Raw genomic sequence first — 16515 nt, forward strand, 5'->3', positions numbered from 1 at the left:
CTTTTGCCTTTACACCGAGCTTTTACGAATCGAGCGGTAGCTGGAGAGTGCGAGGATAACCGAGATGGGAATGAGCCACAGGGACAATTCAAAGGCGGTGTATCTGACAACCCAGTCAATCACTTGCCCCCACCAGCCGTAGTGGGTGACCAGAACGCTGGCCCCCGACAATAGAATGAAATAGGCCGCGAACATAACAAAGGTCTTGATGCCGCGATGACGAAGATAGAACACGCCGATTCCTATCCCGATAAAGGCAAAGGTAAGCAGCAAAATGAAATAAATGATGAATTGTTCGAATAACGTGCCGTCATTCAAATACGGCAGTTTGAAGAACGATAACCGTTCTCCCCAAGAGCTCGTTAAGCTTTCTATTTCGGCTAATGCCAATAATATAATCGACGTTAAGACGCTGTACGATACCACCATCAGAACAGAGCCCAGATAGAAGTCCGTTCTTCGAATGCTGAATCCGAGGGAGAAGGGAAACAGCTGGAGCACCGATACCAGAGCCGCGATAAACACATAGATAAAGATCGTTGCCAAACCCCCGGCATAGATCGCTTCACCATTAACCATTACGCTAATAATGTAATTGACCAGAAAGCTGAATGCCGTGATGGCCCAGGGCAAGTAAAACCAGGATAGTTTCTGTCTCGAATAAATATGGATTACGCCAGGAATTCCGTTCATGGTTGGACCCCCACCTTTTCGCGCTTAGTTAAATATACGATCAATTGTTGAAGGGAAACGGGGGTTGTTTCCAAGCCCAATTCCTCCGCCTCTTTTTGCAGCCTCGTTGTCGCGCTTCCCATCACCGTGACGGACAACATGGAAGCGAACGATTCCCGATGTATCACTTCGTGCCCTTGAATAAACGATTCAACCGTTCCGGAAGGACCGACGATCTTAAACGCACGCCCCCGCAAGTCATCCGTAGTATCATCAAGTAAGATTCGGCCGGAATCAATGACGATAATATGCTCCAGCAATCTGCTGACCTCATCAATCAAATGCGTGGACAGAATAATCGTGCGCGGATGATTCGTGTAATCCTCGATCAGATGATCATAGAACAGCTCCCTGGCCACGGCGTCCAGTCCAAGATAAGGTTCATCAAAGATCGTTATGGGCGCGCGGCTGGCGAGTCCGACGATGATGCCTACCGATGAGAGCATGCCGCGGGACAATCTCTTTACGAGTCGTTTCATAGGCAGCCGGAAAACCTCGATCAGTTTATTCGCATATGCCGCATCCCAATTCGGATAAACGTTGGCGGCAATTCCCATAACGTCCTTGACCGTAAAGATATCCGGATATTTCTGGCCTTCCTTAATGAAGCATACCTGCCGGATCACCTTATGATTTTCGTATGGATGTTCTCCGAATACGCGAATCTCCCCTTGGCTCGGGAACAGCTGCGCCGTTATCATCTGCATGATGGTCGTTTTGCCCGCGCCGTTCCTGCCCAGCAATCCATAGATCTTATTCGCCTCGATGGTAAAGCTTACATTATCGACAGCCGTCGCATCCTTGTATGCCTTGCTCAAATTCTTAACTTCGATCACGGTTTGGCTCATCAGTCTTGCTCCCCTCTGCGAATCATTTCCGACAATTGATCTTTGGTAATCCCAAGTTTGGCCGCTTCCTTAACCATGGCGACCACATACTGTTCATAAAACTCCGTCTTGCGCTTCTCCATCAGCAGTTCACGAGCTCCAGAAGCTACAAACATGCCAATCCCCCGTTTCTTGTACAAAATTCCTTGATCGACCAGCAGATTAACCCCTTTGGCAGCTGTAGCCGGATTGATCTGGTAAAAGGCTGCAAACTGATTCGTTGATGGAACCTGCGTTTCCTCAGGCAGTCGTGCTTCGATGATGTCGTCTTCAATTTTGTCGGCAATTTGCATGAATATCGGTCTGCTGTCATCAATCTGAAATGCCATTTACCTCACCAACTTTCGTTTATAACCTCGTTACATAATTGGTTAGTTACTCATGTAATTAACCATATAAGAGATGAGCTTCTTTGTCAATGGGTGATCGGAATTTTTTTACAACGCCGTGCCATGAACATGGACTTTTGTCCTAAACAAATAGTCCCTGCAAGCCGATAAAATATAGGCACTAATACTACGCCCAATACAGATATAGAGACAAAGGAGCTTGAGAGGAAACATGAAAAGAATCATTGCAATCATTGTACTGGCCATGCTGACGGTCATCACGCCGCTTTATGCCGCATCCGCCCCCAAAAATTTGGCCTACGTGGACAAGAACAGCCAATCCTTCATCTCGGTCGGGGTACTCAAGACCTATGACGGTGTAAAGGTAGCTTATACAGCTGCAGAGAAGAAACTCAACATCACACGAGACGATACAGCCCTCACGCTGTACCTGGGCAGTCGGAATGCTTATGTAAACGGCAAAAAGGTGCAGGCAAAAGCAGCCCCGTTCTCCGAGAACGGCACCACATATGTACCGCTGCAATTTGTCAGCCAGCATCTTGGCCTTAAGCTGTCCTGGAGCAATAACAGATCCACCCTGAACATTACGGACGGCAGCGTGTCAAACACCCTTCCCGTTCTTTCGGGGAACATGATGACCGGTTCATCCAAGGCCGTGACGTCGGCCAGAAAAACATTTAAAGTAGGAGCGCGTTCCTTCAGCGCCCAGGTCGTCACCGTTTCGCTGCTCCATCCGAAGGTGGAGCTGGACGTTGTTTTGGCAGGCAATAAAGCAGGCAAAGTCGAAGACTTGCGGAGCATAGCGAAGCGCAGCAATGCCGTGGTTGCCATCAACGGGACGTTCTTTGACGCCTATACTTCGGGAGCGTACAAAGCACCGTACGGTTATTTGGTCAGCAAAGGCAATATTTTTCACAAGGCCTCGGGAGATAACCGGACGATCTTCACCTATGACAGCAACAATCTGGCGACGATGATGCCGGGACTCGACTTCAAATCCGTATATGAAACAGGCCGTATGGAAGGAGCACTTCAAGCGGGTCCGCGTCTGTTGACCAATGGCAAGGTGACGCTGGACGTCAAGAAGGAAGGATTCAAGGATCCGAAGATACTGACCGGCGGCGGTGCGCGAAGCGCGCTCGGCATCACGAAGGACCACAAGCTGATTTTGTTGACGACAGGCGGCGCTACCATTCCCCAACTGGCGGAAATCATGAAGCAGGCAGGTGCCTACCAAGCGATGAATCTAGATGGCGGGGCCTCCAGCGGATTGTATTATAACGGCTCTTACTTAACGACGCCAGGCCGTCAGATCAGCAATGCCATCGTCGTAAAATATAAATAATGAACCCTCTCCTCTGGTTAACCGGATCTTCCGCCGGCCGCCAGAGGAGTTTTATTTTATGAGCAGCACTACCTCCGTCTCGAACCGCATATGCTGATCAAAGAAATGTTTCACTATGAGGACCATTTGTGTAAATATATAGCAAACTGTCTATCGGGAGCCATGGGAAAGTTTGTGGTTGATTCAGCGGGGGGTGAATTCCATTACATTGTCAATAGCGGTTATTCGGACTAGAGTCAGGGACACCATGGAGCGGATATACGGGGTCTTAAAGGAATGGATCGGAAAATATCCTATCCTTTCCAAGGTTTATCACTTGTTTTCCTGGATTTCCTTGGCGGTGCTCGTTGTAAGTCTGGTTCTGATCGAAGAATCGCGTACCATGCTTGTTCAATATTTATGGTCCTTCTACGTGCTGTTTCAATTTTGGCTGTTAAGCCGGAGCAAAACGGTCGCCTGGAAGCAGGTCAGCTTATTTGTTCTCTCGGGCGTTCTCTTGGTCATTCCCTTGACCAACGGGACCATGCAGGGTCTGCATATGATATTCGGAGGACGGACGACCGACACATGGTCATTTGCCGTCATGACCCCCATCATCGAGGAAATTTACAAGCTGCTGCCGCTGGCAGTATATTTGTTTTTTTCAAGAAGAGCCACTTCATTGAGCCTCGGCGATTACGTATTATTGGGCGCTGCTCCCGGCATTGGCTTTCAATTTATGGAGGAGCTGTCTAGACGGCTGGTCCAAAGCAATTACGGAGTTTCTTTTCTTGGCGGCAAAACGCTGCATTGGGAGTTCTTCGATTGGTTTCCCGGCTACTTCGAGGAAAGCTTTATTCCTACCATGATGAATGTTACGCATCCTGTACATAGTGCCATGATCGCGCTCGGCATCGGCCTCGCTTTTCGCTTCTCCAAACGCCTCACACGCTGGGCCTATGCTTTTCCGGCGATCCTGCTGCTCTGGGCTATCCTGAATCACGCGGCCTGGAATGGCCAGAATCGGCTGCCGGATTGGATACTTGCCCTTCATGAGTGGACCGGGGAGGGCTACCGAACCGAAGGATTCTTCCTGACCCTGCTTGTTCTCGGCTTGTTCATCGACTACTGGGACCTGCATCGAATACGGGATCGATTGCCTGTGCTTAAGGGGGAAGCCCTCATCAATCCGTTAACGGAGCTTTGGCAGATGACGCGGGCTTTGTTTACGGACCGGAAGCGCCTGGGCTACTTGATCGGTTTCTACCGTGAGCGGCGCGAGCTCGGATACTCGCTGCTGTACGGCAATCTCGAAGCCGCGGGCCAAAGGGATCAGGTTCAGGACAATGTAAGAAAGTATTCTGCCGTTCTGGGAGCCATCGGAATCCTCATGCTAGCTGCCGGGATCCTAGCCAGCGTTGGCGACTTCATGACGGCAGCGGACGCCTCCTGCTTTGCGTGCCTGTTCGACTCCCTCCAGAATTGGTGGGATCGACTTAGCGGCTGGGAACAAGTGGGAATCATATTGGGTGCCTTTGCCCTGTCCCTGCTGTTTGTCAGCTTCTGGCCGGCACTCGGCATTGCCATGACAGGTGCCGGCATTGCCGCAGGGGGACACGAAATCGCTGGATACATCCGCGATCCGAAGAAGCTGCTTTCACCTCAAAATGCGGCCGCTGCCGTGTTAGCCGTGATCCTCAGCCGGATCCCGGTCGGCAAAGGCCTCTCGTGGCTGTCCAATAAACTGGGCCCACGGGCAAGAAGATGGTTGGATTCGCTCACCGATAAATTCGGCTCGAAGACGCGCGAAAAGCCGGATGGGCCCCATGAACAACCGCGAGAGAATCCACGGAAGCATGACGATGACCATGAGCATAATAAGCCGGACGAAGACAAACCGAATCAAGATAAACCGGATAACGAAAAGCCCGATGAAGATAAGCCGAGTGACAAACCCGATAACGAAAAGCCGGACGAATCAAACGACACCCCCCAAGAGGCACCGAGATATTCCGGGGAGCTGCAGAAGGTCAACAAGCCGGACGCAGCCGCCGATGCGCTGGCGGAGCGGCTTGGCGGAGAATCAAGGATGAAGTTTGATTCCGATCCCATCGGCCGGGAATTCGATGCGATTAGCGATGAATACATCGCCCAGACCAAGCCTGCCCTCCAGCAGGTGAACAAAAAGGTGCGCGATCAAATGAAAGCGACCTTCGAAGCTGCCGAGCAAACCGGCAGAAAGGTCTATTATCATTTTGAAGGGGAGCCTGCCCAATCGGTTATTGACAAACTGCATGAATACAGCCAAAGATATGGAATAGAAGTCCACATCGATACCGATCCACTATAACGACGAGGAGTGAGCTTTCATGTACGAATTTCACGGCTGGGCTACCATTCAAGAGAGTCCTGCGGAAGCGGATGCCGGGCAGCTCGATATGATCATTCAGAAAATACAGCTTAAAATTACCGAATTCGCATGGGGCAGCGGCTTGTTATCCTTAAATGCGGCCAACGGCTCATATTATCTTCATGTCGGCGGGTTTACCAACCGCAAGGGAGCCGAAGCTGCCGAGATTGTAGCGTTGTACCAATTGATTGGCGAAATCGCTCCCGGTTCATACGGTTTGCTGTACACCCGGGACGATGAGAACTTGGAAGGCTACGATAACGAGTTCCGGGTTCAAGTGCTGGCACGCGGACAATTACAGGAGCAGCGCGACGCGTTCCTCTCTCCTTGCGTGCCGGTGATCGAAGATCAAGTCGACTAACGACGATATCCGCAGGGTCCTTGCTTCGAATCTATGCGTTTCGTTGTCTTAAAAAATCCCGCATCCCTTCATGCCATGTTTCCATGGAAGACGGGGTGCGGGATTTCTGGTTTATCTGAATATGGCCTGGTTCGATGTAACACTTGTCGAACGAGCTTTTAAAAAGCCCTTAAGCACGTCCATTCAATTCATCGATCGTTGCTTGAACGATGATCCGCAGGCCCTTCAGCATCGTTTCATGCGATAGGGTCGGCAGGGACGGCTTCTCCACGGCCATCTCCGTCGAAGCCGGAAAATGCACGAAGCCGGCAATAGCAGACCGTTGCTCGCGCCGGATTTCATTCAGAATCGCATACATCGTATTGTTGCAAATATACGTTCCGGCTGTATTGGATACCGCTGCCGGTATCCCTGCTTCCTTCAGCCGGTCGACCATCAAACGGATCGGAAGGGTTGAGAACAATCCGTCCGGTCCGTCAACGTCTATAGGCTCGTCTTGCGGCCGTGCACCCCGATTATCCGTCATCGTCGAATCCGGCGGTATGTCCTTGATGTTAATCGCGATCCGTTCCGGCGTAATGGCGGTCCGGCCCCCCGCCACACCGCAAGCGATGACCGCATCGGGTTCGCATGCCTTCATCTCCTGCAGCAGAATGTCCGCGCATTCGTCGTAATGCACGGGAAGAAGCAGCGTCCGGATCTCGGCCCCAGGAAAGACCTCTTGCCGGATCTCCTCAACCAGTCTCTCCGTAGGATTGACGGAACTCCCGCCAAAGGGCTCAAAGCCTGAAATTAATATTTTTAACATATGGCATATCTCCTGTACTCGTTATGTAAGCTGCCCGGGTCATTCGTAAATATTTAACTGATCATTACGATTGGATCGCTTGTACGTTGACGCCCTCGGCTTCAAGCCGGGATCGCAAGGTGGTGGCGAATAGCGATGCGTGCGCACCGTCTCCATGTATGCAAACGGTGTCCGCTGTTATCGGGATCAGCTTGCCGGTCAAGGATACCACCACGTTTTCCTTAACCATCCTCACCACCTGCGCGACGGAAGCTTCGGGATCGGTGATGACGGCATCCGGCCGATTCCTCGGCGTGAGGGAGCCGTCGTCCTGGTACGTGCGGTCCGCAAACACTTCACTGGCTGTTCGAAGCCCTGCTGCTTCCCCTGCCGCGATCAGCTCGCTGCCTGCCAATCCAAACAGAATGAGGGTCGGATCGATTTGTTTGATGGCGGAGGCAATCGCGTCTGCCAGGGGCCTGGAGGCTGCTGCCATATTATAAAGGGCTCCATGCGGCTTTACATGCTGAAGCCCGGCTCCTTCCTGTATCGCAAAAGCCATCAAGGCCCCCACCTGATAGGTGACCATGTCATAAGCCTCAACGGGCGTAATGTCCATCCTTCTTCTTCCGAAACCGGCCAAATCGGGCAAGCCCGGATGCGCGCCGATGGCGGCGCCGCTCTCGACCGCCTGACGCACCGTTGCCCGCATGACGGCCGGATCGCCTGCATGGAACCCGCAAGCGATGTTAGCCGAGGTGATGCTTCGAAGCAGCTTCTTATCGTTGCCCAGCTTGTAAGCTCCGTAGCTCTCTCCCATATCGCAGTTCAGGTCCACTCGAACCATGGCGAAATCACCACTCCTTTAATTTATGCTTGATCATCGCTTCCATCATTCGAAGCTCCCGGGCGCGGGCCGCGTATAACCGTTCCGCTGCCGCCAAGGAAATTTCCGCAAAACGGATGCTGGCGCCTGGCGGCAGCTGGGCGATCAGCGAGATATCGACCGAAGCCACCTGCGCGATTTTGGGATAGCCGCCAAGCGTCTGCCGATCCGCCATCAGAATAATCGGCTGGCCATCGGAGGGAACCTGTACCGTTCCCAAAGCAACCGGCTCGGATACGTATTCCTTTGCTTGCCTTAATGTCAGCGGCGGACCGGACAATCGGTAGCCCATACGATCCGATTGCGGAGTAACGGTGAACCGATCCCGGAACAACGCTCGCTGGCTGTCGTCGTCAAAATCATCGAATTGACGTCCGTTCAGCACGCGCACCACCGCATCTTGCCCGGTGAAGTCATACCCTGAAGCAGAAACGGACCATTTCGCGGTGAGAAAGCCGCCGGAATCGTCAACATGAAGGTTTCGTTCAGACGAATCCACCGGAAGCCGGGAAGGATGGGCATGCAGCGTATCCCCTTGCTTGAGCGCTCTTCCCTCATATCCGCCGATACCTGCCCTTAAATACGTGCTGAGGCTGCCCATGACCGGCGGGACATCAAATCCGCCGGATACGGACATATAAGCGCGGCACCCCGCTGCCGGCTGTTGAAAGCTCAGCACACGCCCCGCTTTGACCAGCACCGGGCGCCACATGGGCACCTTTACGCCATCGATTAGCGGCGATAAATCCCCGCCTGTAAGGGCAATCCAACAATTGTCGTGAAATTCAACGGCCAATCCTGACCATGTGATCTCCAGAACGGCGTGTTCGCCCTCATTGCCGACAAGTCGGTTGGCAAGCCGATAGGCATAGTCGTCCATGGCTCCAGCCGTAATGATACCGTACCTGCCGTAACCCCGTCTCCCTGAATCCTGAAGAGTCGCCAGCAGACCCGGCTTGATGACGGTCATGCTCATAGTCTCACTTCCCTTAACCGCTCGTATTCCTCGGCTTGAATGGGCCGGAACCGAATATACTGCCCGCTTTTCAACAGCGTTGGCGGCTCGGCGCCGGGACGAAACAATGCGAGCGGCGTCCGGCCGATAATCTGCCAGCCGCCCGGCGTTTCAATCGGATAGATGCCGGTTTGCGTCCCGGCGATTCCAACGGAACCAGCCGGTATTCGCAGTCTGGGCGTCTTTCTCCTCTGGGTTGCGATTTGCTCCGGGATTCCTCCTACATACGGAAACCCGGGGGCGAAACCGATGGCATAGATCAAGTAATCCTGCCCGGAATGAATCTTGACGACATCCAAGGGCGACAGATGATTCTTCCGGGCCACCTCGTCCAAATCCGGCCCGAATTCGCCTCCGTAACAAACCGGAATATCGACAACCTCGTAAGGCCTCCGGTTCTCGTCTGCCGTGTTCGCCTCCATCCGCTGTTCCAGCATCGAGCATACATATGCAAATACCGTATCGAATCCGTCAGGCTTTTCGATCTTATGATAATCGTAGTAAACCGCGATGCTCGTAAACGACGGGATGCATTCGATCCAGCCCATAAATGGCTCCCGTTCCAATCGCCTCGTCATGTCTGTGACCTGACGATGCACCTTCTCGCTCACGAAGTCCGCAAATTGAATGAGGACGGCCGAATCCCCAAGGGGGTAGAACGTATAGGACTTGCTCATCGTACATCCTCCGTTCTGTATGTACTAACCTGATCTCCGTCTATCCTGAAAGGATTATCCCTATGATAGCAGAGAAACAGGCATTCGTTGAATACGAAATTCTATTATCATCGATGAACATGAGAAACGGTCAGCTTCGTGCCGAACATGCCGCCGGATGCTGTTGCTGCCCTTTTTGCATAAAATTTAGGCATCCTTGGCAAAATACAGAAGTCGTACTAGCATAAGGAGGTGCCACTATGAGCGAACAAAACCGTAACAGCAACGAACCGACAAAAGCGGAAGTCCAGACTACGAAATTGAACAAAATGCCGGTTCCAGGTGAATTTGACACCGAGTTCTCTGCCGAAGAAGCAGCCGAGGTGTTTGAACAGCAGCAGCCTAACGCGGGTCAAAACACCGATAACCAATCATAATAACATGCAGAAGACCTCACGTATGATCCGTTTTACGGGATCACGGTGAGGTCTTTTTAGTCGGTCATCTAACAAGCGAACCGGATTTGCGACTTAAAGCACCCCGCCCTGGATCAGCGTTTATATCCCTTTGGTGCCAATCCGCTTGGCGAGCTCCGCCAAATCCTGCCCTTTGAGGGCGCCCTCCACCAGCTGCGGAAGAAGCGCAGGAGTGCATGCGAAGCAAGGGGTGCCGTCCCGGGACAGCTGTTTGGCTACCTGCTCGTCATAGAAGGGTTTACCCTCGTCGGATAAAGCGAGAAGACACATCGTCTTGACCCCCGCTTCCCGCAATTCGCGCATGCGCCGGATCAGTCCGGCCTGATTGCCGCCTTCATACAGGTCTGAAATGATGATGAACAGCGTCTTTTTCGGCTCCTCGATAAACTGCTCGCAATAAGCGACCGATTTATGAATATCCGTCCCGCCGCCGAGCTGGATCCCGAACAGCATATCCACCGGGTCATGGGCACACTGCTCGGTCAGATCAACGACTTCCGTATCGAAAACCACCACGCGGGTGTCCAGCGAGGGAATGCTGGCAAATATGGATCCTACAACCGAAGCCCAGATCACGGATTCCGCCATGGAACCGCTTTGGTCGATATCCACGATGACGGTCCATTCCTTGCTCCGTTTGGCTCTGTCAAAATAGTAAAAACGCTCCGGCACGATCTGTTTGCGGTCCGCATCATAGTTTTTCAGATTGCGCTGTATCGTCCGCTTCCAATCGATCCCGCTGAGCCAAGGGAGCGGCGTATGCTGCCTGCGGTTCAAGGCCCCGGTCACCGCCCGGCGGATATCCTCGTGAAGGCGCTGAACCAGCTCATCCACAACCGCCTTCACCAGCTGGCGTGCCGTTTCCTTCGTTTTCTCGGGGATTTTCCCCTTCAGGGACAGCAGCGTGCCGACCAGCTGTATATCCGGCTTGACCGTAGCCAGCACCTCGGGCTCAAAAAGCAGCTGCTTCCAGCCTTTTCGTTCCATGGCATCATTCTGGATAATGGACACCACGTCTTCCGGAAAAAAGGAGCGGACGTCACCCAGCCACTGCGCGAGCCGAGGGGCCGACTTCCCCTGTCCGGCTCCCCGCTGTCCCGAGGGCGCGCTGCCTGCATCCGTCCCGCCGTCCGTATTATCGTATATTGCAGCAAGCGCGCGGTCCATGATGCGTTCTTCCTCCGACAGCTGAATGCTCCCGTCGGGGCTGAAGCCCGCGAGCTGAGACTCTGCCGACTGGCCCAGAATGAGCCGCCATCGCGATACTTGGTTGGATTCTTGCATACTGCTCATAGCCTAAAAATCCTCAAAATCAAAATCATTCAATTCGTCCAGCATTTTTGCTTCTTCCTCCTTCAAGTCACCGGTCAAAATCTCGGCGGCCTGCTCTGCGTTCACGCCCCAAAGTTCGCCAAGCAACTCTGCTATCATCGTCTTTTCCTTGGGCGAGAAGCTGCTGAACGCCCTGCGCAGAAAAACAAGGGCGCGCGCGAACTCCTCATCGTCCAGGGACAGGATGTATTCATTCAGCTGCTCCCACAAGCTTAACCGTGATAGCAGGGCATAACGGTTCCGCATCGATAAGCCCTCGAACCATCCAGCCCCCAAATCGGCCGGAATGCCGGGGGAGAGTCTGCGCGAAACTTCTTCGGCGCACTGCTGCGCGGAAATCGCGTTCCGCTCCATTAAGACCGCGCAGGCATACCCCGACAGACGGGCATTGAGATCATCCCTTTCCGACAAATGCCGAAGCTCTTGCAGCCAAAGTTCCTCGTCTACCTGCTCGGCATGCTCCATCGCAACGCTGTTCAGCTCATTCATAGCGGTGATCATCGAGCCGGACACCTCATCGCTGCACTGGCTGCCATCAAGCAGGAACAAGCAAGCGCGCATAAACAGCTGCTGAAGCAGCGGCACTAACGGCTCCGTATCCATTCGCCGGACCCCGCCATAACGGATCATCACGGATAACGACCGGGAAGCGGCCGCGATCTGTACGACATCACGGCTGTCCACAGCCAGCTTCTGCAGGGTCTGCCTGCCTGCTTCCATCTGGTGAATCATCCCGCACTCATAGGCGATTCGGATAAGCGAAGAGGCTTCGGCAATCGAGCTGCAGTCCGCCAGCTTCTGTTGGAGCATATAAGCGGCGGCTACTTCTACCGTCTCTCCCAGCAGCGTGGACTCCACGACCTGGATTTCAACCTCAGGCGTCCATTTCACAACCCAGTGCTCCGCCCACGCCGCCTGCTCCTGCCCGCTCGGCCTCGCGCTGACGAAGTCAATCCCCAGCAGCTTCAAGCGGTGAAACAAGAAGGAACGGTTCAAATCCAGATAGGCGGATTCTTTCGAAGCAACCCTCCGGTTTTCGCGCAAATCCAGAATTACATCGCTGGCCACAACCGATTTATATTTCTCCAGCTTCAACCTTTTGAGCTGGCGGTTCAGGTCGTCCTGGATCGGCGTCTGGCTGACGCCTTCGGCCAGCTCGCCGATCGCCGTGCCGATATCCGTTCGGGCAAGCTCCTCTGCCACGACGGCAAGCTCACCGCGCCCAAGCAGCGTCTGGGCCGCATCCCGCAAATCCCGCAAGGTGGGGATGCCGCCCCCATGGAGCGCGGCGAGCGACTCCGCCAGCCGGACGGCTTCGATCACTTCTGCCGTTGACCGGTGGGTCCCTTTCTTTCTCATCGAGCCCGCCACCAAGGATAAATACTGATGCGGCAATTCCGTTAGCGCGCCCTTCAGCATCCGTTCCCACATCATTTCAAAATAATGGGGAGCCGCATTTCCTGCGCCATAGCCGGAAATAGACGACAGTTTATAGTAAGAGTATGGCATCAGGGTCAGTTTGGTTGCCCGGGAAGGCAGCTGAGTTAATTCCTCGTCGCTCATCGGGTTAGACAAATCGCTAAGGGCAGGGGCATGGTATGCCCCGCAGACGACTACAATGCGTTCGGGCTCATGCCCCGCCGCAATCGCTTCAACAATCTGACGGCGCATGTAAGACTCCCGAACGGCATTGTAGGCGTACTCCACTGTATCCTCAAGCCGTTCTCTCTCCTCCGAAAGCTCTCGCATATGCCCGGAAAAAGCCGTTATGGATTGCCGGTAAGACCCCGCGTTTAAATTATGTTCATAACTCCGCTCCCAGTACATATCGTAATCGTATTCGCCAGCAAGCTCGGCTATCCGCTCATATACGGATTTTCCGGCCGGCAGGCTATCATCCGACGGCTCTGCTGCACCTGAAACGCTTCCCGGCTTCCCGTCTTCGGACTCTTCCCCGCCAGAACCGCCTACCGGGCTGCGGCGGAGCTCCTGAAGGCATACGGCTGAGGACGACGGCAGATCGATAAATGCGGCGTAGGCTCCATGCTTCTGCGCCCATTTCATCGCCTGATATTCCGGAGAATATACCGCAAAAGGCCAAAGTACGGTTTGTACCGGCACTTCTTCGGTAAATGCCAATATGGCAACCGGCGGCTTTGTCGTGGCATGGACCAGATGCCGGATTTCCCCGCTAGCGTCAGACGGTCCTTCAATGAGGACGGCGGTGGGATCGATCTCATCCAGAAAATCTACTAAATGCTTCGCACCGGCGGGTGACAAATGCCGAACGCCAAAAACATGGATGCCGGCGGCATTCACTTGTTTATCTCCTTACATGCTTGATATAAGCTCCGCCACTCGGCACCGCGCTTTTTCATCACGTTGTCGAGATATTCCTTCCACACGAGCCGGTCCTTATCATCATCCTTCACGATCGCGCCTTGAAGTCCTGCTGCCAAATCCTCGTCGGTGAGCTCCCCGCTGCCAAAGCTGGCTGCCAGCGCCATGCTGTTGGTCAGGAGCGAAATCGCTTCAGCCGTCGAGATTACCCCGGCAGGAGACTTCACTTTTTCCTTTTTATCCAGGGTCATGCCGCTGCGCAGCTCGCGAAAGATGGTAACTACCTTAAGCAGTGCTTCATCTGCAGGAGCAGCAGCCTGAAGATCGTAAGAGGAAGCAATCTCCGACACCCGTTTCTTCACGATTTCGATTTCGGTTTCCAGATCCGCAGGAGCCGGAAGCACGATGATGTTGAAACGGCGCTTCAGCGCGGTCGACATCTCATTGACCCCGCGGTCTCTCGTATTCGCTGTAGCGATAATCGAGAAGCCTTTTCGGGCATTCATTTCTTTTCCGAGTTCAGGCACCGATATCGTCTTTTCGGACAAAATGGAGATGAGGGCATCCTGTACCTCCGAGGCGCAGCGGGAAATCTCTTCGAACCGGGCGATCCCGCCCGCTTCCATCGCCCGCATGATCGGGCTCTGCACCAGCGCTTCGGGGGTTGGGCCTTGGGCAAGCAGCATGGCGTAGTTCCAGGAATACCGCACGTGTTCTTCGCTTGTTCCAGCCGTGCCCTGTACGACCAATCCGGAATTTCCATAGATTGCTGCCGCCAGATTTTCGGACAGCCAGGATTTGGCCGTGCCCGGTTCCCCGATCAATAACAGGGCGCGGTCGGTTACCAGGGTAGCGACCGCCATCTCGATCAGTCGTTGGTTTCCGATATATTTAGGCGTGATTTCCGTCTTGCCGGCCTTGCCGCCAACGATGAATTTGAGTACGGATTGAGGGGACATCTGCCATCCGGCAGGAATTTTCCCGGTATCCTCCTTGCGCAGCGCTTCCAGCTCATGACGAAACAGTATTTCCGCGGGCTGACGCATGATATCTTCCAATTGCTCTTGACCTGCTCCCATGGTTCCACTCCTTAATATTTATTGTTCTTTCATCTTGCGAAGGATATATCGAAGCTGATCCTCGGCGTTGTCCTTGTAGTTGCCCAGGACCGCATGAACGCGGTCATGATAATCTGCAGGCAACCGGCACAGCTGCGAGAATGTAAAAGGCTCGATCATGTAGCAGTCCTGATTGCGCTTATCCTCAAGAGCGGCCACAACAGCTTCAAACAGCTCTTCATCCTTTATGCCAGTACGAACAAGACCCATAATAATCAGATTGGCAAACCGGCTGCGGAATTCCGGCGAATTCTGCAGCTTTGCCAGCAAATACGATTCAGCTTTCCGATGTCCCCGGCGGGCGAACGCGCTGACCAGCGCCAGCTCATCCTGCTCGATCAACAACTCCAGCCATCTGTCATCCCAGCACGCCAGCAGCTGCTCTTGCGGGAGCATCTCCACGTAATACGTGTAGCTCTCCTTGCCCGCAAACGGCATTACTTCCTCATAAGGCTTATACTGCCTGGTGATTACCAGATCAGATAGGGTATCCAAAAGCTTTTTCCGCTCTTTGGCCGCGTTGCTGAGCGGCGACGAGGCGAAGCCTTGCAACAGAACGTCCTTGTATTGTTCATATACGCGTTCAGGCGGCAGCACGCGCGTTGCTTTTTGGAATACCTCGCGGACATAAGAGCCGCTGTGTCTATATTGCTCTATATCATTCTCCGCATTTTGGCGCAGCAGTTCCCTGGCTTCCCCGGAATCCACGCGATTCATGTAGATGACCGCTTCATTCATCAGATAGGTCCATCCTAGAGACTTGATGTATAAGGCATACTGCTGAAGCACGTTCCGGTACAGCTCCTCGAGCTCCGGATTTTGTTTGTCGTGCAGGGCCCACAAACAGCGTTTCACCTTGATCCAGCTTTCCTCCAGCTTTTGCTTGTCGCCCAGGGATTCGGAAACCGATTGAAGCTCCGCCGACAAGTCTCGTACAAGCCAATTCGTCAACAGGTCGGAACGGCATCTGCCTAAGGCAGGATTCACCAGCTCTTTGTCTTTTCCTTGAGCAGCTTCATACAACCGCCCCACGGCTTGATCGGAACCGTTCTCGGCCAGCGCGCCGTAGGCCGCCTCGCGGATGACCTTCTTCTTGCTCCTGCTCCATTCCATCAGATCCGCTTCAAACTCTTCGTACGGCGCAAGCAATTTGATCGCCATGCACCGCACCTCGTCGCTACCGATCTCGGCCGCTTGGCGGATCAGCTCCAGCGCTTCCTTCCCGCCTGCTGCCGCCATCACCTTCAGCTTGCGTGATTCCGGCTTTCCGCCCGCCGGATTAAAGCTTTCCATCAGAAACGGAACGATTTCCGGGCCGTACGCCGGCAGTATCTCATTGGCCGCGAGCTCGCCAATCTCGACGTAGGGGTCATTCAACGCTTCGATTGCAAGGTATACCAGACGGAAATCTTGGAACACCCCTTCCTTCCACGCTTCTTCTATGATCTCGTAACGGCCGCTGCCCGTCGTGGTCAGGGCGGTCTGTACTGCTGAAAGCTTGCGGTAGGATAAATGAGATGACAGCGAAACCGGATGATGGTCTGCCTGAAACAGTTCTCCCTCGGGTGCTGTCGTTCCTTGCGTATGCAGCACGGAGCTCAGCAGCTGGTTTAAATCCTGAAGCAGCTGTGCGGACTGGTTTTCCTTCCCGGAATCCGGCTCGATCAAGGCAAGGATTCCTTCGCCCAATCGTTTGAACACGGGAGCGCGTTCTCCCAGCTGTTGAAACTGCGGCAGCAGCCGCTTCAGGCGGAAATCGCCTGCCGCGAGCTCGCTGCCGGCGATATATAAACGCCTAACCTCTTGGTTAAGCTCCTGCAGTAATGCCGTACTCATGTTCG

The 16515-nt window shown here is 53.8% G+C and carries 15 protein-coding genes; 4 read left to right on the plus strand and 11 right to left on the minus strand.

The genetic code is table 11. From position 1 onward, the window contains the following. Positions 1-9: 9 nt before the first annotated feature. Genes RB297_RS07625 through RB297_RS07635 form a run of 3 tightly spaced genes read right to left on the minus strand, consistent with a single transcriptional unit; the run spans position 10 to position 1948 of the window. The gene (locus RB297_RS07625) at positions 10-693 is read right to left on the minus strand and encodes a hypothetical protein (protein WP_096774275.1); all 684 of its coding nucleotides are present in this window, start codon (positions 691-693) and stop codon (positions 10-12) included. Continuing rightward, complete coding sequence (locus tag RB297_RS07630) at positions 690-1580, minus strand: ABC transporter ATP-binding protein (RefSeq protein ID WP_096774276.1); 891 nt, start codon at positions 1578-1580, stop codon at positions 690-692. The genes RB297_RS07625 and RB297_RS07630 overlap by 4 nt, the downstream gene beginning before the upstream one ends. Further along, positions 1580-1948, minus strand: coding sequence for a GntR family transcriptional regulator (locus RB297_RS07635; protein ID WP_009591066.1), 369 nt, complete (start codon positions 1946-1948; stop codon positions 1580-1582). The genes RB297_RS07630 and RB297_RS07635 overlap by 1 nt, the downstream gene beginning before the upstream one ends. Before the next feature lie 232 nt (positions 1949-2180). Between RB297_RS07635 and RB297_RS07640 the strand changes: the two genes are divergently transcribed. The 3 genes from RB297_RS07640 to RB297_RS07650 all read left to right on the plus strand — a co-directional run bounded on the left by RB297_RS07640 (position 2181) and on the right by RB297_RS07650 (position 6064). Further along, positions 2181-3314 (plus strand): phosphodiester glycosidase family protein, encoded by a 1134-nt coding sequence (locus RB297_RS07640; RefSeq protein ID WP_375120172.1) that lies wholly within the window; start codon positions 2181-2183, stop codon positions 3312-3314. A gap of 208 nt (positions 3315-3522) precedes the next feature. Next, positions 3523-5643, plus strand: coding sequence for a restriction endonuclease fold toxin (locus tag RB297_RS07645; protein WP_375120173.1), 2121 nt, complete (start codon positions 3523-3525; stop codon positions 5641-5643). A gap of 19 nt (positions 5644-5662) precedes the next feature. Further along, positions 5663-6064 carry an immunity 7 family protein gene (locus RB297_RS07650; protein WP_096774279.1) on the plus strand — a complete coding sequence of 134 codons (402 nt, stop codon included), beginning with the start codon at positions 5663-5665 and terminating at the stop codon, positions 6062-6064. 169 nt (positions 6065-6233) lie between these two features. Here RB297_RS07650 and RB297_RS07655 read toward each other — a convergent pair whose 3' ends face one another. From RB297_RS07655 to pxpB, 4 genes are all read right to left on the minus strand, one after another. Further along, positions 6234-6872, minus strand: a complete 639-nt coding sequence (locus RB297_RS07655) for a pyroglutamyl-peptidase I (protein ID WP_213579052.1) — start codon at positions 6870-6872, stop codon at positions 6234-6236. A 64-nt stretch (positions 6873-6936) separates the two neighbouring features. Further along, positions 6937-7698, minus strand: a complete 762-nt coding sequence (locus RB297_RS07660; RefSeq protein ID WP_375120174.1) for a LamB/YcsF family protein — start codon at positions 7696-7698, stop codon at positions 6937-6939. Between the two features lie 7 nt (positions 7699-7705). Next, positions 7706-8713: a 5-oxoprolinase subunit C family protein gene (locus tag RB297_RS07665; protein WP_375120175.1), complete on the minus strand. Its 1008-nt coding sequence runs from the start codon at positions 8711-8713 to the stop codon at positions 7706-7708. After that, positions 8710-9429, minus strand: coding sequence for a 5-oxoprolinase subunit PxpB (pxpB, locus tag RB297_RS07670; protein ID WP_096774283.1), 720 nt, complete (start codon positions 9427-9429; stop codon positions 8710-8712). Before pxpB ends, RB297_RS07665 begins: the two co-directional genes overlap by 4 nt. 239 nt (positions 9430-9668) lie before the next feature. Here pxpB and RB297_RS07675 point away from each other — a divergent pair, with 239 nt between their 5' ends. Continuing rightward, a complete protein-coding gene (locus RB297_RS07675) occupies positions 9669-9845 on the plus strand; it encodes a hypothetical protein (RefSeq protein ID WP_375120176.1) in 177 nt (58 codons plus the stop codon). A gap of 120 nt (positions 9846-9965) precedes the next feature. Here the strand turns inward: RB297_RS07675 and RB297_RS07680 are convergent, their stop codons facing one another. From RB297_RS07680 to RB297_RS07695, 4 genes are read right to left on the minus strand one after another with little or no spacing between them, the layout of a single operon-like run. Continuing rightward, on the minus strand, positions 9966-11177 hold the full coding sequence (locus tag RB297_RS07680; protein ID WP_375120177.1) for a VWA domain-containing protein: 1212 nt from the start codon (positions 11175-11177) through the stop codon (positions 9966-9968). 3 nt (positions 11178-11180) lie between these two features. Next, entirely contained in the window at positions 11181-13535 is a 2355-nt protein-coding gene (locus tag RB297_RS07685; RefSeq protein WP_375120178.1) for a DUF5682 family protein, read from the minus strand. Continuing rightward, positions 13532-14635: an ATP-binding protein gene (locus RB297_RS07690; protein WP_096774286.1), complete on the minus strand. Its 1104-nt coding sequence runs from the start codon at positions 14633-14635 to the stop codon at positions 13532-13534. The genes RB297_RS07685 and RB297_RS07690 overlap by 4 nt, the downstream gene beginning before the upstream one ends. Positions 14636-14653: 18 nt before the next feature. Beyond that, entirely contained in the window at positions 14654-16510 is a 1857-nt protein-coding gene (locus tag RB297_RS07695; RefSeq protein ID WP_375120179.1) for a HEAT repeat domain-containing protein, read from the minus strand. Between the last annotated feature and the right edge of the window lie 5 nt (positions 16511-16515).

Source organism: Paenibacillus sp. CR_12 (genome assembly GCF_041953985.1).
Taxonomy (GTDB): Bacteria; Bacillota; Bacilli; order Paenibacillales; family Paenibacillaceae; genus Paenibacillus_AQ; species Paenibacillus_AQ lautus_A.